The 23,773-nt window shown below is 51.0% G+C and carries 22 protein-coding genes; 11 read left to right on the plus strand and 11 right to left on the minus strand.

The window, feature by feature from the left end; translation table 11 throughout:
• The first annotated feature begins 59 nt into the window (after window positions 1-59).
• The 8 genes from BZG13_RS02570 (at window position 60) to BZG13_RS02605 (ending at window position 6,655) form a co-directional block, all read left to right on the plus strand.
• Window positions 60-500 (plus strand): YcgN family cysteine cluster protein, encoded by a 441-nt coding sequence (locus BZG13_RS02570; RefSeq protein ID WP_069362038.1) that lies wholly within the window; start codon window positions 60-62, stop codon window positions 498-500.
• Between the two features lie 91 nt (window positions 501-591).
• The gene (locus BZG13_RS02575) at window positions 592-951 is read left to right on the plus strand and encodes a hypothetical protein (protein ID WP_069362037.1); all 360 of its coding nucleotides are present in this window, start codon (window positions 592-594) and stop codon (window positions 949-951) included.
• Window positions 952-1,000: 49 nt separating this feature from the next.
• The gene (locus BZG13_RS02580; protein ID WP_077484753.1) at window positions 1,001-3,124 is read left to right on the plus strand and encodes a protein-disulfide reductase DsbD family protein; all 2,124 of its coding nucleotides are present in this window, start codon (window positions 1,001-1,003) and stop codon (window positions 3,122-3,124) included.
• Window positions 3,121-3,642, plus strand: coding sequence for a protein disulfide oxidoreductase (locus BZG13_RS02585; RefSeq protein WP_077484755.1), 522 nt, complete (start codon window positions 3,121-3,123; stop codon window positions 3,640-3,642). The genes BZG13_RS02580 and BZG13_RS02585 overlap by 4 nt, the downstream gene beginning before the upstream one ends.
• Window positions 3,643-3,668: 26 nt before the next feature.
• The gene (locus BZG13_RS02590) at window positions 3,669-4,400 is read left to right on the plus strand and encodes a DsbA family protein (RefSeq protein ID WP_077484899.1); all 732 of its coding nucleotides are present in this window, start codon (window positions 3,669-3,671) and stop codon (window positions 4,398-4,400) included.
• A 116-nt stretch (window positions 4,401-4,516) separates the two neighbouring features.
• Window positions 4,517-5,518, plus strand: a complete 1,002-nt coding sequence (gene dusC, locus BZG13_RS02595; RefSeq protein WP_241824765.1) for a tRNA dihydrouridine(16) synthase DusC — start codon at window positions 4,517-4,519, stop codon at window positions 5,516-5,518.
• Complete coding sequence (locus BZG13_RS02600) at window positions 5,506-6,144, plus strand: YecA family protein (protein ID WP_069362034.1); 639 nt, start codon at window positions 5,506-5,508, stop codon at window positions 6,142-6,144. Before dusC ends, BZG13_RS02600 begins: the two co-directional genes overlap by 13 nt.
• A 4-nt stretch (window positions 6,145-6,148) precedes the next feature.
• Window positions 6,149-6,655: a (deoxy)nucleoside triphosphate pyrophosphohydrolase gene (locus tag BZG13_RS02605; RefSeq protein ID WP_077484757.1), complete on the plus strand. Its 507-nt coding sequence runs from the start codon at window positions 6,149-6,151 to the stop codon at window positions 6,653-6,655.
• On the opposite strand, the gene dsbB is transcribed toward BZG13_RS02605, so the two are convergent.
• Both dsbB and nhaB read right to left on the minus strand, forming a co-directional pair.
• Window positions 6,621-7,160, minus strand: a complete 540-nt coding sequence (dsbB, locus tag BZG13_RS02610; RefSeq protein ID WP_077484759.1) for a disulfide bond formation protein DsbB — start codon at window positions 7,158-7,160, stop codon at window positions 6,621-6,623. The two genes, BZG13_RS02605 and dsbB, sit on opposite strands and share 35 nt — an antisense overlap.
• A gap of 88 nt (window positions 7,161-7,248) precedes the next feature.
• The gene (gene nhaB, locus BZG13_RS02615) at window positions 7,249-8,829 is read right to left on the minus strand and encodes a Na(+)/H(+) antiporter NhaB (RefSeq protein WP_077484904.1); all 1,581 of its coding nucleotides are present in this window, start codon (window positions 8,827-8,829) and stop codon (window positions 7,249-7,251) included.
• A 405-nt stretch (window positions 8,830-9,234) separates the two neighbouring features.
• Here nhaB and fadR point away from each other — a divergent pair, with 405 nt between their 5' ends.
• Window positions 9,235-10,086 carry a fatty acid metabolism transcriptional regulator FadR gene (gene fadR / locus BZG13_RS02625; RefSeq protein WP_077456284.1) on the plus strand — a complete coding sequence of 284 codons (852 nt, stop codon included), beginning with the start codon at window positions 9,235-9,237 and terminating at the stop codon, window positions 10,084-10,086.
• A gap of 78 nt (window positions 10,087-10,164) precedes the next feature.
• Here the strand turns inward: fadR and BZG13_RS02630 are convergent, their stop codons facing one another.
• The 3 genes from BZG13_RS02630 to BZG13_RS02640 are packed head-to-tail and all read right to left on the minus strand — an operon-like array spanning window position 10,165 to window position 14,993.
• Window positions 10,165-11,712, minus strand: a complete 1,548-nt coding sequence (locus BZG13_RS02630) for a SpoVR family protein (RefSeq protein WP_069362030.1) — start codon at window positions 11,710-11,712, stop codon at window positions 10,165-10,167.
• Between the two features lie 41 nt (window positions 11,713-11,753).
• Window positions 11,754-13,025: a YeaH/YhbH family protein gene (locus BZG13_RS02635; RefSeq protein ID WP_069362029.1), complete on the minus strand. Its 1,272-nt coding sequence runs from the start codon at window positions 13,023-13,025 to the stop codon at window positions 11,754-11,756.
• A 33-nt stretch (window positions 13,026-13,058) separates the two neighbouring features.
• A complete protein-coding gene (locus BZG13_RS02640) occupies window positions 13,059-14,993 on the minus strand; it encodes a PrkA family serine protein kinase (protein ID WP_077484763.1) in 1,935 nt (644 codons plus the stop codon).
• 276 nt (window positions 14,994-15,269) lie between these two features.
• Between BZG13_RS02640 and BZG13_RS02645 the strand changes: the two genes are divergently transcribed.
• A complete protein-coding gene (locus BZG13_RS02645) occupies window positions 15,270-16,031 on the plus strand; it encodes a MipA/OmpV family protein (RefSeq protein WP_077484765.1) in 762 nt (253 codons plus the stop codon).
• A 55-nt stretch (window positions 16,032-16,086) separates the two neighbouring features.
• Here the strand turns inward: BZG13_RS02645 and BZG13_RS02650 are convergent, their stop codons facing one another.
• The 3 genes from BZG13_RS02650 to BZG13_RS02660 all read right to left on the minus strand — a co-directional run bounded on the left by BZG13_RS02650 (window position 16,087) and on the right by BZG13_RS02660 (window position 19,334).
• The gene (locus tag BZG13_RS02650) at window positions 16,087-16,971 is read right to left on the minus strand and encodes a D-hexose-6-phosphate mutarotase (protein WP_077484767.1); all 885 of its coding nucleotides are present in this window, start codon (window positions 16,969-16,971) and stop codon (window positions 16,087-16,089) included.
• A 137-nt stretch (window positions 16,972-17,108) separates the two neighbouring features.
• Window positions 17,109-18,104 carry a type I glyceraldehyde-3-phosphate dehydrogenase gene (gene gap, locus BZG13_RS02655; RefSeq protein ID WP_077456280.1) on the minus strand — a complete coding sequence of 332 codons (996 nt, stop codon included), beginning with the start codon at window positions 18,102-18,104 and terminating at the stop codon, window positions 17,109-17,111.
• A 366-nt stretch (window positions 18,105-18,470) separates the two neighbouring features.
• Window positions 18,471-19,334, minus strand: coding sequence for a DUF2989 domain-containing protein (locus BZG13_RS02660; protein WP_077484769.1), 864 nt, complete (start codon window positions 19,332-19,334; stop codon window positions 18,471-18,473).
• Window positions 19,335-19,487: 153 nt separating this feature from the next.
• Here BZG13_RS02660 and BZG13_RS02665 point away from each other — a divergent pair, with 153 nt between their 5' ends.
• On the plus strand, window positions 19,488-19,784 hold the full coding sequence (locus BZG13_RS02665) for a YeaC family protein (protein WP_077484771.1): 297 nt from the start codon (window positions 19,488-19,490) through the stop codon (window positions 19,782-19,784).
• 68 nt (window positions 19,785-19,852) lie between these two features.
• Here the strand turns inward: BZG13_RS02665 and BZG13_RS02670 are convergent, their stop codons facing one another.
• The 3 genes from BZG13_RS02670 to sppA all read right to left on the minus strand — a co-directional run bounded on the left by BZG13_RS02670 (window position 19,853) and on the right by sppA (window position 23,666).
• Window positions 19,853-20,515 (minus strand): glutathione S-transferase family protein, encoded by a 663-nt coding sequence (locus BZG13_RS02670; protein WP_077484773.1) that lies wholly within the window; start codon window positions 20,513-20,515, stop codon window positions 19,853-19,855.
• Between the two features lie 119 nt (window positions 20,516-20,634).
• Entirely contained in the window at window positions 20,635-21,648 is a 1,014-nt protein-coding gene (gene ansA, locus BZG13_RS02675) for an asparaginase (RefSeq protein ID WP_069362070.1), read from the minus strand.
• Between the two features lie 131 nt (window positions 21,649-21,779).
• Window positions 21,780-23,666 (minus strand): signal peptide peptidase SppA, encoded by a 1,887-nt coding sequence (sppA, locus tag BZG13_RS02680; RefSeq protein ID WP_077484775.1) that lies wholly within the window; start codon window positions 23,664-23,666, stop codon window positions 21,780-21,782.
• Window positions 23,667-23,773: the final 107 nt, after the last annotated feature.

Genomic DNA, 23,773 nt, shown 5'->3' on the forward strand with positions numbered 1-23,773 from the left:
TAACAAGCGCGCAATGTCGTTGCCGTGAATAGACGGCAATAAAAAAGAGATGAAGCATCATGAGCACGCCTTTTTGGCAACAAAAAACCTTGGCACAAATGAGTGATGAGGAGTGGGAATCACTCTGTGACGGCTGTGGCCGCTGCTGCCTACACAAATTAATTGATGAAGAGACCGATGAGCTTTACTACACCAATGTGGCGTGTAGTTTGCTCGATGATCAAACCTGCTCGTGCAAAGATTATCCCAACCGCTTTTCGTATGAAGAGTCATGCCTGAAGCTTACCCGCGATAAAATTGATGAGTTTTATTGGTTGCCGGAAACCTGCGCCTATCGCTTGCTGGCCGAAAATAAACCCTTGCCCGAGTGGCATCCTTTGATCACAGGATCAAAAGCGGCGATGCACAAAGCGGGGATCTCGGTCAAAGACAGCGTGGTGTACGAAATTGATGTGATTGATTGGGAAGATCATATCCAATTAACTCAACAACCGCGATAACTCCAGCGCCTTGTCACCCTGTGGTGTAGACTCACTCATTGTTTAATTTCTGTTGTTGGGCATAATGATCGCCAACTCGACAGGAGGTGGAATGCAAAGGTACACGCATCGTTCAAAAGCTGGCTGGGCCCTCGCGATTGCGTTATGGGTTCTAGCAGTGTGTGCCTTACAAAACCAACTGAGCTGGCAATCAGGGGCGCAAGCGGTTTGCCAAGCAGTCAGTATTGGTGACGCCGAGGACGCAAAAAGCGCACTGGGTAAAAAATGTTCGCTTTCCGAGCAATTGATGCATCCGTCTGCGTTGGCATTAGACTGGCTACCGTCACCACTTTGGTGGCTGATTGTGCTACTGGCGGTGATGGCGACCGTTAGTGTATCGATCACCTTACCCACTCACGATCCACCGACCTATCGACGACGGCATCTTTGCTTTTGTGTGTTCCGAGAATAAAGCGCCTGCTTCCTAAATAGCGTATTTATTCTTAACAAGGAACAGACTTATGAATCGACTCAATCACTATTGGCACACTGTTAAACAAGGGCGCGCTTGGCAAGCTTGGGTCTTGCTACCGCTGCTGTTATTGTGCTTATTGTTACTCACTCCGACTGCTCGCGCCAATGCCCCAGATACCGGCTGGCTCACTAATCCTGACCACCCGCCGGTCACGGCGCGTATAGCGTTAACGGGGCAAGGGAGTCCAGACACTCTACGCCTCGATGGGTTACTTTCTATCCGTTTGCAAGGCGATTGGAAAACCTATTGGCGCTCGCCAGGCGAGGGCGGGGTCGCTCCAGAGCTGATTATCAATGACAGCCAAAACCTGGACGATATTACCTGGCATTGGCCAGCACCGAAGCGCCACGAGCTACTTGGCCTGACCATGTTGGGCTACAAAGGGCAAGTGACCTTCCCACTAACCTTCAAGGTTGAAACCTGGCAACAGCCGGTGTCGCTCGATGCCACCTTGCGCTTGTCTTCATGCACCAGTGTGTGTGTGATCACTGATTATCCCATCTCTCTCGATTTTACTCCGAGTACGCTTGAGGTGGATGGTGAGCGGATGTATCAGTTCAACCAAGCGATGAGCCAAGTGCCTAAGCCGCTACCCAGTGTGCAGATTGAATCCGCGGTGTGGGATACCAATCAACAACAGCTCGCGGTCACCGTAACCGGCAACCAAGCGTGGCAGCAACCCGATATGCTGGTGGATGGGGAGGCGGTGATCGATGATACCTTTGGCGCGCCGAGTATCCACCGTGATGGCGACACCCTGACCGCCACGTTTGACGTAACCAATTGGATTGAAACGCCCAACCTGACCGATAAACCGATTCAAGTGACGGTCATGGATAAGCAACTGCTGGCTGAGCACGCCACCACCGTGCAGGCGGGCAATGTGGTTTCGCAAGCGGGATTATCAATATGGATGATTGGCGGTATTGCACTTTTGGGTGGCTTGATCCTCAACGTGATGCCCTGTGTGCTCCCCGTACTTGGGCTTAAGCTCAACAGTATCGTTGCCAATCCAGAAGCGACACGTGGCGCTATTCGCGGCCAGTTTTTGGCCTCAGCGGCGGGGATCCTGGTGTCCTTTTGGGCGATTGCGGGGCTGTTGATGGCATTAAAGCTTTCCGGGCAAGCCGTGGGGTGGGGGATCCAGTTTCAAAGCCCGCTGTTTATTGGGGTGATGACGCTGGTGATTTGGCTGTTTGCCTTGAGTTTATTTGATGTGCTGCGCATTGATTTACCGCCCAGTTGGCAAACCTGGATGGCGAGACGCGGCGGCCACACTACCCGCGGCCACTTTGTTCAAGGCGTGTTTGCGACCTTACTGGCCACACCATGTTCGGCCCCTTTCCTTGGGACGGCGGTCGCCTATGCGCTAGGTGGGTCGCTGACGGCGTTGTGGCTTATCTTTACCGCACTCGCCGTTGGCATGGCGCTGCCGTGGCTGCTGGTTGCCGCTTTTCCTGGTTTGACCCGCGCATTGCCCAAACCTGGCCCCTGGATGAATCATGTCAAACGGGTATTCGCATTATTGCTGGCTGGCACCACGGTGTGGCTCTTCTGGTTGTGGATGCCTTATCTTGGCGTTGCTGGCGCTATCGCAGTCGGAACGCTGCTACTGGTTGCCAGTGTGTGGCTAACATATCGCACCCTTGGAAAACTGGCAGCGATTAAAGGGACGGCTGGGCTGCTCGTGGTGATGGTGCTTGGGCTGATTGGTGCGTCATTGACAGCGCCGCGGTGGGCAACGCCATTGAACTCGGACCCAGACTGGGTGAGTCTGGATGAAGCCGCGATCGATCAAGCGGTGGATCAGGGCCAAGTGGTGTTTGTTGATGTGACGGCGGATTGGTGCATTACCTGTCATGCCAACAAAGTGGGTGTGATTCTGCAATCCCCCGTGTATGACACAATCACCGCGCCGAATGTGGTGGCGATGCAAGGTGATTGGACCCGTCCGAGCGACACCGTGACCCAATATTTGCAAGAGCACCAGCGTTATGGCGTGCCGTTTAACATTGTCTACGGCCCAGGTGCGCCTGAAGGGATCGCCTTACCCGTCATTTTGACCGATAACGCGGTGATGACGGCGATTGAACAGGCGAAAACACCATGATGGCCAAGCAAAAAAAGCTGTCATGGCGTCAACGGGTCAAACGCGGTGCGCGTGACATTTGCTGGCTCATCGTGTTTGTGCTGATATCGAGTACCGCGATGGATTGGTGGCGAAGCCGCGATATCGACACCAGTCAGGTGCCCGTCGAGTCGATGCGTTTGCTCGATGGTCGCCAACAGGACTTGGTTGCCATGTCGCAGCAAAAGCCAGTGCTTGTCTATGTATGGGCAAGCTGGTGCGGTGTTTGCCGTTTTGTGACCCCCTCGGTAGATTGGTTAAGTGGTCATGCGCAGGTAGTCTCGATCGCGTTACGCTCAGGCTCAGATAAACACATTGCGGGATACCTTGCTCATCATGGTTATGATTTTCCCGTGGTGAACGATCAGCATGGAAACCTCTCTAAAGCGTTTTCAGTGAAAGTGACGCCTACCGTGATGGTGATCGAGCAAGGTGAAATCACGTCAATCACAACAGGCTTCACGACACCGCTTGGCCTATGGTTAAGGCTAGCGTTATGAATTTACATTTATCAAAAGGAAACCCGATGTCCTTATCTCGCTATATCGCCCCGCTTTGGGCTCTACTGCTTCTGGCTCTTCCTGTCAGCGCGAATGCGTTGTCCGATACCGAACAAGCGCAATTGGATGACATAGTCAGCTTGTTGGAAGAGAACCCCAAACTGATCGCCAACCTTAACCAGAGTTTGCAAAAGTTTGTTGAACAACAAAAGACGTTAAAGGAAAACCTTGCCGCACGCCGTGACTGGTTTGAATCGGACACCCACAGCTGGATTGGCGCAGAGAGCCCTGAAGTCACCGTGGTGAACTTTATGGACTACAACTGCCCATACTGCAAAAAGCTGGAAGAAGAGTTACAGAAACTGGTGGCCGCACATGATGATGTCAAGGTGATTAATATTGCCGTACCACTCAAACAGCAGAGTATCGAATCGCTCGGCACCAATTCTGCAGTGTATGCGATGAATGTGTGGCTGGAAAAACCGGAGGCCTTTGCGCAAGTTCATGAATTATTGATGAAAAAGCGCGGCATGCATGATGCCCGCTCGTTAGAGAAAATCGCCAAGAAAACCGGTACCGAAGCATTGCTGGAAGGTAAAGAAATGACCGGAAAAGCGGTCGCAGAAAACTATCGCGCCTTTGTTGAACTGGGGCTAAGAGGTACCCCAGCGATGATCATTGGCGAGCAGGTCGCACCTGGCTATTTACCGTACCCGCAGCTAGAAGTCATGGTTGACGCGGCGAGATCAGACGGCTAACCCCGCCGGCGTCGCTAACGATTTGAAAGCCAGTCACTTTTTGACTGGCTTTTTTCTTAGCTGCGATTTGGTGTAAAAGCTGGCAAAATAGCGCGCCTTAATCGCGAAGGTATGGCATGAGTCAAATACATCAATCACCACCAGGTATCGTCTTGGGCCCGATGGAAGGGGTACTCGACCCCTTGATGCGCAAGTTGCTCACCGAGATTAATCACTACAGTCTCTGTGTCACCGAGTTTGTGCGCGTGGTCGACCAACGCTTGCCGGAAAAAGTCTTTTATCGCTTTTGTCCGGAGTTAGCGCACGGGGGCTTCACCACCGCGGGAACCCCGGTTCGCGTACAGCTATTGGGCCAAAATCCACATGCAATGGCGGGTAACGCGGTGCGTGCCATCGAGTTGGGCTCGCAAGGGATTGATATTAATTTTGGCTGCCCATCGAAAACCGTCAATGGCAACCGTGGTGGGGCAGCGCTACTTAAAACGCCAGAGCATATGTTTGATGTGGTCAAAGCAGTGAGAGAGGCGGTTGATCCGGCTCATACGGTGAGCGCCAAAATGCGTCTTGGCTTTAATGATCTTGATGATTACTTGCTCATTGCCGAAGCGGTGGCCGACGCAGGGGCGGATGAGCTGGTGGTACATGGGCGCACCAAGCGCGATGGCTACAAAGCGGGCACTATTCGTTGGGATTTAATTGCTGACATTAATCAACACCTGCCCATCCCCGTCACGGCCAATGGGGATATTTGGCACCGTGAGGATGCGCTGCGCTGCCAAGCCCTCACCGGTTGCGACACCTTAATGGTGTGTCGTGGCGCGTTAAATATGCCTAATCTCGGTCAGCATATCCGTGATAACGTCGCGCCCATGTCTTGGTCTGCCGTGCTCGCATTGCTGATTCGCTATACCGAGCAAGAACGCCAAGGTGATAAGGCGCAGTATTTCCCTAACCGCATTAAGCAATGGTTTAAGTATTTGCGCCAATATTACCCCCAGGCAGATGCCTGCTTTAAGGTGATTCGCGTTCTTAATCGCGCGGATGAAATAGTCCGTGCACTCGATAACGCACGTCAACAAACAGAATTCATGACACAGGAAAGTTTATGTCAACACTAGTGACACTCTCTGAACACTGGGAGGGGATGCCCGCCAGTTTTATTGAAGGTGCCCTCCTGGCCGCGAATATATGTCCGGCTCCTTTAGATCCTGATACCTGGCTGTCGGTGCTAGTGACTGCAGGGGTTGAAGAAGATGGGGAGGTAGTTAGCCTCAATCAAGACGATAAGCAGGTGGTGCTGGCACACCTTGAGCAGCAATATCACGCCCTAATGCGTAATGATTATGTATTGCCGGATAGCTTAATGTTGTCGATGCGCGGTGAGCACGCCCAAGCGTTCGCCGAGGGGTTTTTAGCGGTGTGGCCCTATGTTGAGCCGCACTGGCACGAGGTGACGCTCAATGATGGCAGTCGCCGGATGCTATCCGCCTTAGTCACCAGCATGCTGCTGCTACACGATGAAGCAGGCACATTAGCGCAGATGAAAGAGGTCGGCATTGATGTTGAGCCGGGCCAATATATGGAACAACTGGACTTAATGATCCAGGAGGTGGCGAAAGCGGCGGATGAAGCGCAACAAGGCACGCATGGTGCGCACCAGGTCAATCCATTTAAGTCGATAGGCCGCAACGATCCTTGCCCATGTGGCAGTGGTGCCAAGTTCAAAAAATGCTGTGGGCGTTAATCAGATGAAGCCGTCAAAACAACCCTCTCCGATACGTGTTGTCGCCGGCGTGGCGACCCAAGATCACCAAGTGTTGGTGGCACAACGCCAACCGGATACGCAGTTTATTAGCTGGTGGGAATTTCCGGGTGGCAAAGTCGAGCAAGGCGAGACTGACCAGCAGGCACTCAAGCGCGAGTGGCGTGAAGAATTTGGGGTGGATATTCATGTTGGGGCGCCGATTGTAGAAACCGAGTTCGATTACGGCGACAAGGTGATCTTATTGTGCAGTTTTTGGTGTGACATCCTTGATGGACCGCCCATACTACATCAACATCAGGCCATCTATTGGAGTGAGCCTCGTCGCCTCGATGCTGGGGTTTTCAGTGGCGCAGATCGTCCCTTAATCAAGGTGCTGTGTGAGCGGTTCAACCGCATAGCAAGGAGCGAAAGCGCCGATAAAGCCGACGCTATCTTGCACGATCCGTCACCCGCCGTTATGAAAAAATGCGGCGAGGGGGGCGGCCAATAAACTGGGCAATTACCACTAACACCCAGACAAGCAACATCGCGGAAAAGATCCCCACGAGCCATTGAGGCATCGACCAGCCTAGCCATTGCCACACCACCTTGCTGCAATCACCGTAGGCTTCAAAGACGGCGGGCAGCCATTGGTTGAGTGGCGCCCAAGCAGGGAAGTTCACCGCCACATCGCAGGTGGCACCAAACAATTGGTTTGGAGCAGGAAATTGATAACTCACGTGCTCTAACGAGAGCTTTAGCGCCCACCCGGCTGTGGCGCCATAGCCAAGCAAGCTAAGTGTGCGCCAAAAAGGGTCGTTAGGCGCGATTAAACCCAACAAGGCAGCCACGCCAATCCCTAATAGGGCAACGCGTTCATAAATACACATCACACAAGGTGCCAGCCCTTGATAGTGTTGAAAGTAAAGCGCGGTGGCTTCCAGCCCCACAACACATAGAAGCAACAACAGCCAGGACGCTCGGCTGCGAGAAAACTGGTTTAAGGCGCGCCACATAACTCACTCCTGATAAAAAACAAGGCCCTATATTGAGAGCCCTGCTATTCAATCGTTTGTTGAGACTAAGGTCAATGATAGAAATGCGTTAGTGAGCGCTCGGTATGGCTTGCTGAGTCATATGGATGGTTTCGGAAATCCAACCTTGGTGTAGCATCCACTCGGTCGCAGGCACCAAGAAAAACTCAATGCCAATCACCCCCAGTACCCCCATGACAATGGTATAAGGCAACGCCATATATACCATGCGCCCGTAAGAAAGGCGCAGCAGCGGCGCGAGTGTGGAAGTCAGTAAGAATAAGAAAGCCGCTTGGCCATTGGGCGTGGCGACCGAGGGTAAGTTGGTGCCTGTGTTAATCGCAACCGCTAACATATCGAACTGCTCGCGGCCAATCACGCCATTGAGCAGGGCGGTTTTCACCTCGTTGATATACACGGTGCCGACAAACACGTTGTCTGACACCATGGAAAGCAGACCATTGGCGATATAAAACATGGTCAGTTGCAGGTGACCTTCCAGCGACAACACCATGTCGATGACAGGTGCAAACAGGTGTTGGTCGATGATCACTGCCACCACAGAGAAAAAGACCGCCAATAGCGCAGTAAACGGTAGCGCTTCCTCAAAGGCTTTGCCGATATGGTGTTCATCAACAACGCCCGTAAACGCGGTGGCAAGGATAATAATACTTAGGCCAATTAAACCGACCGCGGCCAAATGGAAAGCCAATGCGGTGATTAGCCACACCGCAATCAGCGCTTGCACCACCAACTTGGCGATGTCTTGAGGCGTGCGTTTTGCTCGCTGTGCGTTATCGTACTCCACCAATATTTTTAATACATTTTGCGGCAGGTGTGCGCCATAACCGAACCAAGCAAACTTCTCGACCAGCGCACAGGTTAGCAAGCCAGCAAAGAAAACCGGCAGCGTGACCGGTGCCATACGTAAAATAAACTCACCAAAATGCCAACCAGCTTGGTCGGCAATGATCAGGTTTTGCGGCTCGCCGACCATGGTCATCACCCCGCCCAATGCGGTACCCACGCCAGCATGCATCAATAGGCTGCGCAAAAACGCTCGATAATTTTCCAAATCGTTGCGGCTAAGCTCGTCGCTTAAGCTTTCATCTGAGGTATGATCATGGTTAGCGCCGAACTCTTTCCCGGACGCCACGCGGTGGTAAATGGCGTAAAAACCGACGGCAACACTGATCACCACGGCAATCACGGTTAAGGCATCCAAAAAGGCAGAGAGCGCCGCCGCCGCGCCACAAAAGGCCAACGACAAGGCTATCTTGGATCGGATGCCCAACAGGATTTTGGTGAAAATAAACAGCAATAGCTGTTTCATAAAATAGATCCCCGCCACCATAAAGACGAGGAGCAACAGGACTTCAACGTTGGCCACTAATTCGTGTTTGACTTGCGCGGGGCTGGTCATGCCAATGGCGACCGCTTCAATCGCCAATAAGCCACCGGGTTGCAGTGGGTAGCATTTCAAGGCCATCGCGAGGGTGAAAATAAACTCGACCACCAAGAGCCAACCAGCGATAAAAGGGTCGATCGCGAAAACAATTGGGTTGAGAATTAAAAAGCCAACAATGGTTAATTTGTACCAATCGGGTGCTTTGCCGAGAAAGTTCTTAAGAAACGCAGTTCTGAGTGTCATGGTCTTCGCCATAGTGAAAGTCTCATTGTTATCTATGCCTACCTAGCGCGCGGATGGGCGAGTCTCGTGCACCAACACAAACGCGCCATCGGCGAACGGCTGCATGGACACAGTATGAGGGTGACAGATATCAGTGACCAAGGCTCATCGGGACGCATGGTTCACAATGCGTGGATGGATAGCCTTGGCACGAATAAGTGTGCGCTAGTTTGCCTCAGACATATTTTGTTACATCTTGTATGGGTTAGTTTTGCGATTTATGCCCAGTTTTTCATTGATCTGGTACAAAAAGATAGCAGATGTCACGCGATATCCGGTGATCTCACTCAGCGGTTTCTGCTGATGGCGTCTGGTGGTATGATGAGTTATTAATCAGAGCAAGAAGCAAATTGGAATTTAGATTCAATGGTTATAAAGGCGGATAGCCCAGCAACATTTGCTGAAAAATATATAATTGAAAGTATTTGGAATAATCACTTTCCTAAAGGCTCCATTTTACCTGCAGAGCGTGAACTGTCTGAACTTATTGGGGTCACTCGCACCACCTTACGTGAAGTGTTGCAACGCTTGGCGCGTGATGGCTGGTTAACCATTCAACATGGCAAACCCACACGCGTGAATGATTATATGCGTACGTCGGGGCTGAGTATTCTTGATACCCTGGTCACCCTAGAGGGGCAAGATGTGCATGGCGTACTTGAGGACTTACTCGCGGCGCGCACCGACATCAGTGGCGTGTACATGCGCTATGCGGCAAAAAACCGTGCTGATGATTGCTTAAACCTGATTGACCATGTGATTAAACGCTGTGAGCAAGTGCTTGAGTGCGAACGCTTTGAGCAGTTTTTGGGGCTCATCGATGAACAAGATGAAGTTTTAAAAGACGTTAAAAAGATCCAGGACAAATACGGTAAGCAAGATCCCGCCTTGTGTGAGCGCATATGTATGGGGCGCGCGTTTAATCACTTTGACTATCGTTTGTTCCAAGGCATGGCGCACTTTTCTGGCAACAAGGTGTATGTGTTAACCATTAATGGCATGCGGCAGATTTATTCGCGTGTGGGCGGATATTACTTTATGGATCGCCGTGCCTGTGAGAACGCATTGAGTTTCTACAGTGATTTACGGGAGATGGTGGCCAATAACCAACACCCCATGATTGGCGATAGGGTCAAGCAATACGGACGTGAGTGCGGTGGCTTGTGGTTTAGTAACCGTGAAACGATCGCGGCACATATGGCAGAAGAAGAAGCCTAACGCGTTCTGATACTTAAAACGTGAAAAGCCGCTTTGAACAGGGTTCATCGCGGCTTTTGGTTAGGGGAGCTATGTGTTTTAGTGGCTCCCCATTAACATATCAGGGTCAAACTGCGGCCGCTTGGGGCAGCTACTCAGTATCTTTCCTCGCCCTTCACTGGTTTCCTCTTCGAGGATCACTTCAAATCCCCACAATCGATGCACGTGCTTCAACACCTCTTCATAAGATTTAGCGAGCGGGATCCGGTTATGAGGGACATAGCGAAGTGTGAGTGAACGGTTGCCACGCAAATCGACATCGAACACTTGAATATTCGGTTCACGATTACTGAGGTTGTATTGCGCGGAGAGATCTTCGCGTAACTGGCGGTACCCTTGTTCATTGTGAATACTGGTCACTTCAATATAACTTTGCCGATCGTCGTCATTGACGGCGAAAAACTTCATATCCCGCATCACTTTGGGCGATAGAAACTGGCTGATGAAACTTTCATCTTTAAAGTTTGCCATCGCAAAGTGTACGGTTTCGAGCCAGTCTTTTCCGGCGATATCAGGGAACCAGTACTCATCCTCCTCCGTGGGATTTTCGCAAATGCGACGAATATCTTGGAACATGGCAAACCCGAGTGCGTAAGGGTTAATGCCGGAATAGAACTGGCTGTTGTATGGTGGTTGTGCCACCACATTGGTGTGGCTATGTAAAAACTCCATAATGAAGCTATCCGTCACCAAGCCCTCGTCATACAGGTGATTGAGGATGGTGTAGTGCCAGAACGTCGCCCAGCCTTCATTCATCACCTGGGTTTGCTTTTGCGGGTAAAAATACTGGCTGACCTTACGCACTATCCGCACGATTTCTCGCTGCCATGGTTCAAGCAGCGGAGAGTGTTTTTCAAAAAAATACAATAGGTTTTCTTGTGGCTCGGTCGGGAAGCGGCGCTTTTCTTCTTCTTGCTCTTTTTTACCGCCCGGAATGGTACGCCACAGCTCATTGACCTGTGTTTGCAAGTAATCTTCTCGTGCCTTTTGACGCGCTTTTTCTTCGGCAAGAGAGATTTTTTGCGGCCGTTTGTAGCGATCGACCCCATAGTTCATCAACGCATGGCAGGAGTCGATAAGGTTTTCTACTTCCGCGAGGCCGTACTTTTCTTCGCATTCACTGATGTAATGTTTAGCAAACAGCAGATAATCAATAATGGAGCCTGCATCTGTCCAGGTTTGAAACAGGTAATTGCCTTTAAAAAAGGAATTGTGGCCATAACAGGCGTGTGCCATCACCAGCGCTTGCATGGTGATGGTGTTTTCTTCCATCAAATAAGAAATACACGGGTTGGAGTTAATCACTATCTCATAAGCGAGCCCCATGTAGCCGTGTTTATAGTTGCGTTCGGTCTCGATAAACTTTTTACCAAACGACCAATGATTGTAATTGATGGGCATCCCGACGCTTGAGTAAGCATCCATCATTTGCTCGGCGGCAATGATTTCGATTTGGTTTGGATAAGTATCCAGTTTGTAGTGTTCAGCGACTCGTTTGATTTCCTTGTGATACTGCTCGAGCAGGTCAAAGGTCCAATCGGGTCCATCATGAAGTGGAGTGTTACGTTTACCTTTGGTGACAGCCATACCATGTCTCCCTGATAAAATGCGTCTATGCCGGTATGGCGTCAGGCTTCGACCTGACGCTTGAACAGTTCGCGGAACACGGGGAAAATTTCCTCCGCTGAGCGAATATTCTGCATTGCAAAGTTGTCATGGCTTTGCGCCAACGCCTCATATTCTCGCCACAGTGTTTGATGCGCGCGGCGGGTAATCTCGATATAGGCGTAATAACGGCTGACCGGCAACAGGGTATTTTGCAATAGTTCTCGGCAGCCGGGTGAGTCATCGGCCCAGTTATCGCCATCCGAGGCTTGGGCCGCATAGACGTTCCATTCTGCCGGGTCGTACCTATCTTTGATGATTTCATCCATCAGCCGCAGGGCACTGGATACAATGGTGCCGCCTGTTTCTTGTGAGTAGAAGAACTCATGTTCATCCACTTCCTTCGCTTGCGTGTGGTGGCGAATAAAGACCACCTCCACGTTTTTGTAGGTGCGCGTCAGGAAAAGATACAGCAGGATATAAAACCGCTTGGCGATATCCTTGGTCGCTTGATCCATCGAGCCGGACACATCCATTAAGCAAAACATCACGGCTTGGCTACTGGGCTGTGGCCGCTTTTCGTAATTTTTATACCGTAAGTCAAAGGTATCGATGAACGGCACCGCGGCGATTTTGCGTTTCAATACCGAGATTTCTTCTTCGAGTCGTTTCACCTCAAGCGGTTGTGCTGGCTCGGCCTCGCGCACGCGCTCCAGCGCCTCTTCAAGCTCTGCCAGCTCTCGGCGTTTGCCGGCTGACATTGCTGTGCGTCGTGCCAGTGAGTTTTGCAGTGAACGTACAATAGCAATGTTCGAGGGCACCCCATTCGAGGTATATCCCGCGCGATGCGTTTTGTACTCCACCATTTTATTCATTTGGTTTTTCTTCAGGTTCGGAAGCTCAAGATCCTCGAACAAGAGATCCAAATACTCATCTTTTGATATTTGAAAGACGAATTCATCTTGGCCTTCGCCATCAGGGCTGGCTTGTCCTTCTCCGGCTCCGCCGCCTTCGCCACCGGGGGGACGAGCAATACGATCCCCTGGGCTAAATTGGTCGTTACCTGGGTGGACAGCATCACGCTGTCCCCCTTTGCCTTGGTGGAACGTCGGTTCACGAATGTCACGAGAAGGAATAGAAATATCCTCTCCACTCTCGACATCCGTGATCGAGCGGTTGTTGACGGCGTCAGCAATGGACTCTTTAATTTGCCTCTTGTGTCGGCGTAAAAAGCGTTGTCGATTGACAGTGCTTTTATTTTTGCCATTGAGACGACGATCAATAAAATGCGCCATATCTCTCTCCCGTCATCTGCGTCAGCCCGTGGGCTACGATGATTTACGCACGCGCAAATACCACTCTGCGAGCAAGCGAACTTGCTTGCGGGTATAGCCTTTTTCCATCATACGAGCGACAAAGTCGTCGTGTTTCTTCTGCTCTTCGCTCGAGGTTTTGGTATTGAAGGAAATCACTGGAAGCAAATCTTCGGTGTTAGAGAACATCTTCTTCTCAATGACGGTTTTCAGTTTCTCATAGCTGGTCCATGCCGGATTTTTACCCTCATTATTGGCGCGTGCACGGAGGACAAAGTTGACGATTTCGTTGCGGAAATCTTTCGGGTTACTGATGCCCGCCGGTTTCTCGATTTTTTCCAATTCAGCATTGAGTGCTGAGCGGTCAAACAACTGGCCAGTATCTGGGTCGCGAAACTCTTGGTCTTGAATCCAGAAATCAGCATAGGTGACATAGCGGTCAAAAATATTTTGCCCGTACTCTGAGTAGGACTCGAGATACGCGGTTTGAATTTCTTTGCCGATAAACTCGATATATTTAGGGATCAAGTAGCCTTTTAAGTGCTCAAGGTAGCGCTCCGCCGTCTCTTGCGGGAACTGCTCTCGTTCAATCTGTTGCTCTAACACGTAGAACAGATGCACCGGGTTTGCGGCGACTTCGGCGTGGTCAAAGTTAAAGACGCGCGACAAGATCTTGAACGCGAAACGGGTCGATAGCCCATCCATGCCTTCATCAACACCGGCAAAATCACGGTACTCTTGGTAGGACTTGGCTTTAGGATCCGTATCTTTCAAGGTTTCACCATCATACACGCGCATTTTTGAATAAATGCTCGAGTTTTCAGGATCTTTCAGCCGTGAAAGCACAGAGAAGCGCGCTAAGATATCTAAGGTGCTGGGGGAGCAAGGCGCATGGCGTAGCTCACTAGAAGACAGCAGCTTGTTGTAGATTCGAATTTCGTCTGACACCCGCAAGCAATAGGGCACCTTGACGATATAGACACGGTCAAGGAAAGCCTCGTTGTTTTTGTTGTTGCGGAACGATTGCCACTCAGATTCGTTGGAGTGCGCGAGAATGATGCCGTCAAACGGCAGTGCTGACAGGCCCTCGGTGCCGTTGTAGTTACCTTCTTGGGTCGCGGTCAACAGTGGGTGGAGCACCTTAATCGGGGCCTTAAACATCTCCACAAACTCCATCATCCCTTGGTTAGCGCGACACAGCGCACCGGAGTAGGAGTAGGCATCGGGGTCATCTTGTGAATAGTGTTCGAGCTGACGGATGTCAACTTTACCCACCAAGGACGAGATATCTTGGTTGTTCTCATCCCCAGGCTCGGTTTTTGCCACCCCGACTTGGTTAAGAATCGATGGGCGCAGTTTCACCACTTTAAACTGGCTAATATCGCCACCAAACTCTTTCAACCGTTTCGCCGCCCAAGGTGACATAATATGGCGAATATAACGGTGGGGAATATCATACTCTTTCTCGAGTAAATGGCCGTCTTCTTCGGCATCAAACAGACAAAATGGGTGATCGTTCACGGGACTACGTTCGCCGTTCGCCGTCAGAACGTAGATAGGCATTTGCTGCATCAAGCTCTTTAGCTTCTCGGCCAAGGATGATTTACCCCCGCCGACAGGCCCGAGTAAATAGAGAATTTGTTTTCGCTCTTCCAACCCTTGGGCGGCGTGCTTGAGGTAAGAGACGATTTGCTCAATCGAGTCTTCCATGCCATAAAAGTCTTCAAAGGTTTTATAGCGGGAAATTACTCGGTTGGAGAAGATACGGCTGAGTCGCGGATCAAGCGAGGTATCAATTTTTTCTGGCTCGCCAATCGCCATCAGCAAACGCTCTGCCGCATTGGCATACGCGCCGCGATCCTCTCGGCAAAGATCCAAGAATGCTTGAAGGCTCATTTCCTCGTCTTTCGCTTCTTCGTAACGCTGACGATAGTGATCGAAAATAGTCATGGTCCTGCCCCCTAAATCGTCTAATAACTCAAAAAGAAAAGGTGCAAAATTGGCTGAATGATCCCTTTCCTTTCAATAAGGTTAGACCTGATTTGCCGATTTTGCGTGAAAGAATTGTTTGTTTTTTCGATAATTTTTGTTGCCGGATCCGTACGCTTTTCTTGTCAAGATATTGACAGCTGGCGTTCAAGCGAGTGAGGTATGCTAACAGTGATAGTTTTACCAGTTAGGGCGATTAGGCTGACGGTTGCCAGCCGTCAAACAAGAAGGGAATAGATGATGAACATAGCGAGAGAAACGGCTTGGGTCGCTTGCGTCCTCATGCTAACCACCAGCAGTGCTTACGCTGAAACGCGTGTTTCTGCTGGTGTGATAGGCGCATTTTCACCTCAGGTTTATAAAGACACGGATACCGATCCGCTGGTCGTGCCGACGGTCAATGTTGAGACTGACCATTTTTATTTTCGTGGCCTGACGGCGGGCGCGCGACTGGCGCCGAAAGGCTCGACCCATAACCTTGTTTTGTCTGCTACTTATGATCCACGTCGCTTTGATCCTGCAGATACTGACGATCCGCAATTGAGCCAGCTCGACAAGCGCGATGCATCGATTGTGGCAGCGCTGGCCTACCAATATCATTCACCTATCGGGCGTTTTCAGGCGGCTGTTGGCGAAGGCGTGACCCATGATAGGGACGGGGTATATGGCGAAGTGAGTTGGAAATATGGATTTAATCACCCGCGTTGGGGCGTCTCTCCGGAAGTAGGGTATGCCTACAATAGCCATGAGTTAAATAAGCACCTGTATGGGGTCAGCGCCACTGAAGCATCGCGTGTTTCAGGCATTGAGGAGTATGAGCCAGGCTCTGCGGGTCATTACTTTGTTGGTGCCAGTGGCTATTTCATGCTGACTGAGCGCATCCAACTGCTTGGTGGCGTGCGCTATACCAACCTCGATGATGAAATAGCGAACAGCCCAATGGTGGATCAATCGACTGCCGCCTCGGGCTACTTAGGGGTTAACTACATTTTTATGTAGCCTTGTTAGCCATTAAAACAGGCCGCTTGGGTGTAAGGCGGCCTGTTACGCCCGTCTAGCTTGAGTGGCGCTCATCCATTAACTGGGTTGCTAACGTGTAGCTTTGACCTGGATGGACAACTTGTGTGGGTTGTTCAATCGCCGCTTCGACACAGACAAACTTGAGGTACCCGTTATCGTCCATATCCGCCATCTGAATGGACGCCGCCTGACCCGGGTTCCAGATAACAGCGCTGCTTGCACCTTGATTGTTGACTTTGAGACGACGGTTTCCCACTGGATCGGTTAAGGTGAGGGTGTCGTTAGCCCCCGTATAAATCCTATCAACCGGCTCCTCGAAGGTCACTTTCCCCGTCGCTGGCACGGCCTTGCCTGCCGCAAAGTTATCAATGTACTGACAACCCAGCCCTTCCACGTTCGCTTGCTCGCTATCTTCTACCGCAAGATAGCTGTGCAAGGCGCCACCCATGGTCCAAGGGTGTTGATCTGTATTGGTCACCGTTAAGGCAATGTCGGCGTGATGAGTTAGCGTAAAGGTCACCGTTGCATGAAAACAATGTGGCCATAGTGCTCGCGAGGCGTCTGAGTCGGATAACTGCAGTTGAATAGTGACGCCTTTAGGGGTTTCTTCAATGTTCGCTAACTGCCACATTTGACGGCGAGCAAAGCCATGAGAAGGTTGCCCAGTGTGACCAAACCATGGCCAGCAAATAGGGATGCCGCCTCGTAATGGGGTGTTGGCATCGTAGATAGCGTTATCACTCATCCAAGTCAGTGACTTTTCACCCGCAGGGGCAAAGGTGATGAGGTGTCCGCCGAATAGGCTAATAGTGGCTGAACACGCAGGGTGAGTAACACGAAGAATCGGAACGGACTGGCGATAGCAGAGATCGACAGATGCAGAAAGTTGACGTTCAACATGCAGGGTGGGAGAAGTCATAGCCTGATCCTCTTGGGTAAGTGTTCCTTAATCAGTTATCGAAGACACGTTCACAGACAGCGTGGTCGCGAGTCATGGGCCTGATAAACAAAAGGCGGCCAATGGCCGCCTTTACGTTGAATAGGGTTACATGCGCATTATTTAGCGATGTGTGCAACCAGATCCAATACTTTGTTTGAGTAGCCGATTTCGTTGTCGTACCAAGAAACTACTTTCACGAAGTTGTCAGTCAGTGCGATACCTGCTTTAGCATCGAATACAGACGTTTGTACTTCGCCGATGAAGTCTTGAGAAACCACGGCATCTTCGGTGTAACCTAGAACACCTTTCAGCTCACCTTCAGACGCTTCTTTCATCGCTGCACAGATTTGGTCGTAAGACGCTGCTTTGTCAAGGTTTACAGTCAGGTCAACAACAGAAACGTTGGCAGTTGGTACGCGGAACGCCATACCAGTCAGTTTGCCGTCTAGTACTGGCAATACTTTACCAACCGCTTTTGCAGCACCGGTTGAAGATGGGATGATGTTTTGAGACGCACCACGGCCACCGCGCCAGTCTTTCGCAGACGGAGCATCAACGGTTTTTTGCGTTGCAGTGGTGGCGTGAACGGTGGTCATCAGGCCAGATACGATACCGAACTTGTCGTTCAGTACTTTCGCGATTGGCGCTAGGCAGTTAGTCGTGCAAGACGCGTTAGAAACGATGTCTTGACCCGCGTAATCGCTGTGGTTAACACCCATAACGAACATTGGCGTCGCATCTTTAGATGGGCCGGTTAGAACCACTTTCTTCGCACCCGCTTGGATGTGTTGACGCGCGGTTTCGTCAGTGAGGAAGATACCGGTTGCTTCAGCAACAACGTCAACACCCACTTCATCCCACTTAAGGTCTGCTGGGTTGCGCTCTGCAGTGACGCGTACGGTTTTACCGTTAACGATAAGGTTACCACCTTCTACTTCAACTGTGCCGTTGAAGCGACCGTGGGTTGAATCGTACTTCAGCATGTAAGCCATGTACTCAACGTCGATAAGATCGTTGATTGCTACCACGTCGATGTCGTTACGCTCGACAGATGCACGGAATACGAAACGGCCGATACGGCCAAAACCGTTAATACCTACTTTGATAGTCATTATGTTGCTCCACAACTTAATTTCTAGTGAGATGAAACTGGTAGTAAAATTACAGAATAGGACCCCGCCATGCAAGGGTAATCGCAGCCAAAATTGTTTAAAGTCAAAAAAAAGTACGGATTTTTTTTACATCGCCTAAACATTTGACCCCTTGCCGCCATGTCTGTATGCGCTTTAACCGCGATCGATTAATGCGACGGCTGCAGACACGGAGCGACCGCTGGTAATTGTTAGCGTAGAAGCAGAATCGCGATCGTGAAAGTTAAAGTGGTATGACAAGCGAGACGGTGGAACGGAAGGAAGTCGGTTTCCCGCACCGCGCACCAGTGAGGGTGATGCGCAGGCGTTATACTAAAAGAGGCTGTGCTATGAGGCATGGTCCCCTTTGTCAAGTGGCTGCAACAGGGTTGCTTCAAACTCGCCATCTTCAATCGCGGCGGCAATCTCAAACGCAAGGGTTTGTAGGTTTTTTTGTTGTGCGTCGGTCAATGGGTAAAGTCGCGATAGGCGATCACCGCGCGCAATCGGCAGGTTGTAACTTTCCCCCACTTTTGCCCATAAATAAGCATGTTCAAAGCGTTTTAGCGCATGATTGGTTGTCGCCAGTGACTTAATGGCTTCTGGGATCACCGCTTTGCGAACGGTCTCATTGTCACCATCATACAGTTCTAACGCATGGCGCAGGATCTCTACTGTTTTCGCTTTATTGCGCGACACATAATAGGTGGCAAGCCCCAGCTGTAATTGTGGCGTTTCGAGATGGCGTGTTCCCTCTAGCTTTAAAAACTGCGGCAACGCGCTGTTGTCGCCTTGAGACCAGCGATAGTAAATCACGGGTGGCTGGTAAGAGTCTTTTAGTTCGCCCTCTAACCGTTCAATCGCGTCGTAAGCATGATACACCGCTTCGGTGCGCTTGGTTTTGCGCTGTTTTAAGGTGGTGGGCTCTATTTCGGCAACCAGCTCCATACAGCGCAGGTAGACTTTGGTTTGTTTAAGCTCGGCAAGCTTATTCAAGTCACTGGGGTTTTGATAGACAGATAAGCGCTCAAAAATCAGATCAGAGCGCTCAAATCGGCATTGTCCATCACCGGTGTTTAATCCTGCGCATAGCTCTGGGTGGGTTTCACAGACTTGATTAGTGGTGGGCTCGCCTTCACAGCCAGTAAGAAGTAGTACACTCGCAATTAGCCCCAAGGGGTAAAAACAACGTATGAGTAATCGTAAATCCATGGTTTATCGTATCCTGAGTCAGTTGCGATGAGTATACGTGATCTTTTAGTGTAGTTGATGGCCTAAAGCGTGATACAGCGCACTGAACCAAGCATGCCGTCCACCCACCAAGTTCAGGCATAATAACCCAATGAGGATCGCCAAGAGGTAATAATGGATATTGAACAAGTCTTAAAGGCAATGACGCCTGAAGTGTATGATCGGTTGTGTTATGCCGTGGAGACGGGCAAATGGCCGGACGGCACCAGCTTGAACCAAGCGCAACGCGACCAAGCCTTGCAAGCCGTGATGTTGTATCAATCACGTCACAACAGCCAGCCCCAGCACATGACCGTCGCGAAAGGGGGCAATGTGACGTGGAAATCGAAAGCGGAACTAAAACGTGAGTTTGCCCGTCCAGATGAAGCCCGGATTGAGGTGGCGACTCAGGACAGCAATACTAAACATTAGCGCGCACAGCTCAGCGATCACGGCGATGGCCGCGTCTATCATTGAATCGGCCATTAGCATGCTGGTACCTAGGTGGTCGCTAGGCTAATTGGGCTGGCGAAAAACGGCGTTAGTTGATGATTTTCCTCCTGCGCATAGGCATCGAACAAGGGGTGTTGGTCGAGAGCTGAGAGGTAATCACTCAGCGCCGCGAATCGGTCGTCCAGCACCAACCCTGCCATTTTTGCGCAACGAAACAGACTCCACACGCTGATACCTGCCATCGTCACCGTCTGGGTGGGCATTGCTTTTACTTGCTCGCCTAAATATTGGCAGCAGGCGGGTAATGTTTGCAGAGCTTGGTTCACGGCCTGATGATCGACCGTTTTGTCTAAAATATGCCCGCGTACCACCCGTTGGTAAAACAAGGTATCTGTGATTAAGGGATCGAGCTGATAGCGACAAAACCACTCAACCCAGCGGATCTGGGCGCGATGGGTGGGGTTGCCTGGATAGAGCAGCGGATCAGGGTAGGCATCATCAAGGTAGGCCGTAATCACTGTGTCTTGGTAAATGGTGTGTGATGCCTCGGCGAGTGCGACCACAGTTTGCATCGGAGGATGGTGGATAATGCGCTCGTGTGCCTCGAAAGGGGAAGTGGGGGCGAGTTGATAGTCTAAATGCTTTAACCTCAGCGCCAGCGCGATTTTTCGCGTATGGGGCGACAGCGAGTCACCATGTAATACCCTCATTATGCGCTCCTTTTAATGACGACCAACAGTATGGTTACCCCTTCGTATACGTTAGCAAATAAAAACGCCGGCAACCTTGCCGACGTCACACACTGAAAGATTCGTGAACCAGTAACAAGCTAGTAGTAACTGAGTTCACCGCGGAGATCTTTTTGTACCAAGGTACGCAGGGTCTCGAACGGCAAGGACTGACTCAGCAGGAAATGAAGCTTAGCCAACGCCGCCTCTGGCGTCATGTCGTAGCCGCTCAACACACCGGCGTCAGCCAATGCACAGCCTGTTGCGTAGCCGCCCATATTCACGCGTCCTGCCAAACATTGGGTCAAGTTAAGCACCAAGACCCCCCGATCGGTGGCCTGTTTGAGTAAGTCCAGCAGTTCGGGGTGCTGAGGCGCGTTGCCCACCCCAAAGGTTAACAAAATCATGGCATTCACTGGCTGCTTGAGTGCGTTTCTTACCACGTCCGGTGAGATGCCGGGATACATCATGATCACTGCAACCGGTTGATCATTGATGGTATGCACCTTAAAAGGGCCGGCGGAAGGCTGGTTGAGCTTATCTGCTTTTACCTCGATATGAATGCCGGCTTCAAGCAGAGCAGGCAGATTAGGCGAAGTAAAGGCATTAAAGCCATCGGCATGGGATTTGGTGCTGCGATTGCCACGTAATAACTGATTATTGAAAAACAAGGTGACCTCATTCACCGGATAGTTAGCGGCAATATGAAGGGCATTGAGTAGGTTGGCTTGCCCGTCTGAGCGCAACTCTGCAATCGGAATTTGCGAGCCGGTCACGATCACAGGTTTTTCTAGGTTTTCCAGCATGAACGACAGGGCTGACGCCGTGTAAGCCATGGTGTCGGTACCATGTAAGATCACAAAGCCATCGTACTTGTGATAATTGTCGCCAATATCGTCCGCAATCCGTTGCCAATCCGTTGGCGTCATATCCGATGAATCAATGAGTGGTTGGTACTCATGAATAGTAAAAAGCGGCATTTCTGGACGATGGAATTCTGGCATCTTCTCCAACTGTTGTTGCAGAAAACCAGACACAGGGACATATCCATGATCGGACTTTTGCATGCCGATCGTGCCACCTGTGTAAGCGATATAAATGTGTTTACGTTCCATCATGTCAAATCTGCATTAAATGAGCGTGAGCACAGTATACATGTAACGATTACATCGATAACAGCGAGCGACACACAGAATAGAAGAAAAACAGGAAAAAGCCCTGACTGTAGGGTCAGGGCGAGTCGATTTTATTGGTATTGACAGTTCAAGCAGAATAAGTAACGCCCTTGGGGGTCGTTAAATTTTTCCAACAAGGTCAATGACTGCCACTGTGGTGACGACGCCAGTTGTTGAGCGATCGATGGCATGCTCGCCTGGACGGTTTTGCCAAGCACACTCGCACCTTGTCCGAGCACGTCGTTAATAAATTGCTCAAAGGGGGTGAGTGGCTGTTGCATCCAATCGAGCTGGTAGTCCTCAATCTCTGCGAGATCGGCGGCTGTTGATACCGCATCGTCAAAGTCACCCAGCTTATCCACTAAGCCGAGGTTCAGGGCGTCTTGCCCCGTCCAGACGCGGCCTTGCGCGACCTGATCAGCTTGTTCCATCGACATATTGCGGTGGTGACTGACGACCGAGAGGAAGCGGTGATAACCGTGCTCAATGCCAAGTTGCATGATGTCTCCCACCTCGTCAGGGAGCGCGCGAGTCAGTCCCACACCGGCAAACGGCGTGGTGCCGACACCATCAGACTGCACGCCGAGATCATCCAGCGTGTTCTCAAAGGTGGTGAATAGGCTGAAAATGCCAATCGAACCTGTGATCGTGGTAGGTTGGGCAATGATTTTATCGGCACTGGCCGATAGCCAATATCCCCCCGAGGCGGCCACGCTCGACATCGACACCACGACAGGTTTGCCGGCCTCACGCAATGCGTCTACCTCATTGCGAATGACTTCAGAGGCGAAAGCGCTGCCTCCCGGGCTATCAACACGCAGCACGACGGCTTTAACACTGTTGTCTAGGCGCGCATCGCGAAGCATTGCCGCGGTGGTATCGCCACCCACCGTCCCCGGACGTTGATGTCCGTCCATGATGGGGCCGCTGGCGACGACGACAGCAATGTTATTGTTGCCCGGCAAGCTAAAGCCACTTTGTATCTTCGGCAGGTAATCGTAATAACCTGTGTATTCAAAGCTGTCTTTGCCATCGCTCCCGAACTTATCGGCGAGATGGCGACGGATTTGCTGACGCGTCATTAATTTATCGACGATTCCTACGTCCTTAGACAATGCGGCGAAGTCACCCTCGAAACGGCGTAATCGCGAGAGCAGTTGCTCAGCGCTGGGAGAGAGCATATCCGCTTGGATACCGCGGTTCTTGGCGACATCACTCACATACGCCTGCCACAGCTGAGACAGCCAGGCTTGATTCGCCTCGCGGGCGGCATCGGACATGTTGTTGCGCGTGTAAGGCTCGACAAACGATTTATAGGTCCCCACACGGAACACATGGGTAGAGACGTCCAACTTATCGAGTAAGTCTTTCCAATACAGATTGTAGCTACCATAGCCTTGCAGCATCACCATGCCATCAGGCGACATTAGCACCTCATCAGCATAGCTAGCTAAATAGTACTGACTTTGGCTATAGGTGCCGCCAATGGCGATCACGGGTTTGCCGCTTTCTTTAAAGGTATTGATGGCTTTGGCGATATACCGCATCTTGGTCAAGCTGGTGGACGGCATGTCGCCCAAGCTGAGCACAAGCCCATTGACCTGCTCGTCAGTGGCGGCATGGCGCACGGTGTCGACAATGTCAAACAACACATTTTCACGCTCAACCGGTTGACCGAGTGCGTTGCGCGATAGCGTATCAATTGGGCTAATACGTTGACGCTGCTCAACAATCGGGCCATCAATGTTTAGCAAGAGGGCGCGTGGCTCGGGCTCAGATTGAGCGACCTTGACCGATTCAGCGTCTTTTGGCGTCAAGGGGGTTTCCGACGTCAGCGCAAAGTAGATGGCAACAATGACGCCTATGAAAAGGACGTTTAACAAAAGCTGCCGCGTGAAACTGAGCGCACGCCACAGCCATTTAAAAAGGGATGCAATAAAGCGGAACAGTTTTTTCATACTTGAGTCCATCGGTGCATGTCGCTGATATCCTAGCTGATCAGAGCCAAGAGCGATAGGTGCGAGCGATTATCGATATACGCCAATACTGGGTGAAAGTCCTACCC

This window comes from Salinivibrio sp. ML323 (assembly GCF_001995745.1).
Classification (GTDB): Bacteria; Pseudomonadota; Gammaproteobacteria; order Enterobacterales; family Vibrionaceae; genus Salinivibrio; species Salinivibrio kushneri.

Bases quoted from the DNA above. Each gene is read 5' to 3' on its own strand.
- sppA (WP_077484775.1), bottom strand. From the start codon at position 23,666: ATGAAAAAACTGTTCCGCTTTATTGCATCCCTTTTTAAATGGCTGTGG.
- nhaB (WP_077484904.1), bottom strand. From the start codon at position 8,829: ATGACACTCAGAACTGCGTTTCTTAAGAACTTTCTCGGCAAAGCACCC.
- BZG13_RS02585 (WP_077484755.1), top strand. From the start codon at position 3,121: ATGATGGCCAAGCAAAAAAAGCTGTCATGGCGTCAACGGGTCAAACGC.
- BZG13_RS02580 (WP_077484753.1), top strand. From the start codon at position 1,001: ATGAATCGACTCAATCACTATTGGCACACTGTTAAACAAGGGCGCGCT.
- BZG13_RS02660 (WP_077484769.1), bottom strand. From the start codon at position 19,334: ATGGATTTACGATTACTCATACGTTGTTTTTACCCCTTGGGGCTAATT.
- fadR (WP_077456284.1), top strand. From the start codon at position 9,235: ATGGTTATAAAGGCGGATAGCCCAGCAACATTTGCTGAAAAATATATA.
- BZG13_RS02630 (WP_069362030.1), bottom strand. From the start codon at position 11,712: ATGGCTGTCACCAAAGGTAAACGTAACACTCCACTTCATGATGGACCC.
- BZG13_RS02600 (WP_069362034.1), top strand. From the start codon at position 5,506: ATGTCAACACTAGTGACACTCTCTGAACACTGGGAGGGGATGCCCGCC.
- BZG13_RS02650 (WP_077484767.1), bottom strand. From the start codon at position 16,971: ATGACTTCTCCCACCCTGCATGTTGAACGTCAACTTTCTGCATCTGTC.
- BZG13_RS02640 (WP_077484763.1), bottom strand. From the start codon at position 14,993: ATGACTATTTTCGATCACTATCGTCAGCGTTACGAAGAAGCGAAAGAC.
- dsbB (WP_077484759.1), bottom strand. From the start codon at position 7,160: ATGTGGCGCGCCTTAAACCAGTTTTCTCGCAGCCGAGCGTCCTGGCTG.
- ansA (WP_069362070.1), bottom strand. From the start codon at position 21,648: ATGGAACGTAAACACATTTATATCGCTTACACAGGTGGCACGATCGGC.
- BZG13_RS02590 (WP_077484899.1), top strand. From the start codon at position 3,669: ATGTCCTTATCTCGCTATATCGCCCCGCTTTGGGCTCTACTGCTTCTG.
- BZG13_RS02670 (WP_077484773.1), bottom strand. From the start codon at position 20,515: ATGAGGGTATTACATGGTGACTCGCTGTCGCCCCATACGCGAAAAATC.
- BZG13_RS02605 (WP_077484757.1), top strand. From the start codon at position 6,149: ATGAAGCCGTCAAAACAACCCTCTCCGATACGTGTTGTCGCCGGCGTG.
- BZG13_RS02570 (WP_069362038.1), top strand. From the start codon at position 60: ATGAGCACGCCTTTTTGGCAACAAAAAACCTTGGCACAAATGAGTGAT.
- BZG13_RS02645 (WP_077484765.1), top strand. From the start codon at position 15,270: ATGATGAACATAGCGAGAGAAACGGCTTGGGTCGCTTGCGTCCTCATG.
- BZG13_RS02635 (WP_069362029.1), bottom strand. From the start codon at position 13,025: ATGGCGCATTTTATTGATCGTCGTCTCAATGGCAAAAATAAAAGCACT.
- dusC (WP_241824765.1), top strand. From the start codon at position 4,517: ATGAGTCAAATACATCAATCACCACCAGGTATCGTCTTGGGCCCGATG.
- BZG13_RS02665 (WP_077484771.1), top strand. From the start codon at position 19,488: ATGGATATTGAACAAGTCTTAAAGGCAATGACGCCTGAAGTGTATGAT.
- BZG13_RS02575 (WP_069362037.1), top strand. From the start codon at position 592: ATGCAAAGGTACACGCATCGTTCAAAAGCTGGCTGGGCCCTCGCGATT.
- gap (WP_077456280.1), bottom strand. From the start codon at position 18,104: ATGACTATCAAAGTAGGTATTAACGGTTTTGGCCGTATCGGCCGTTTC.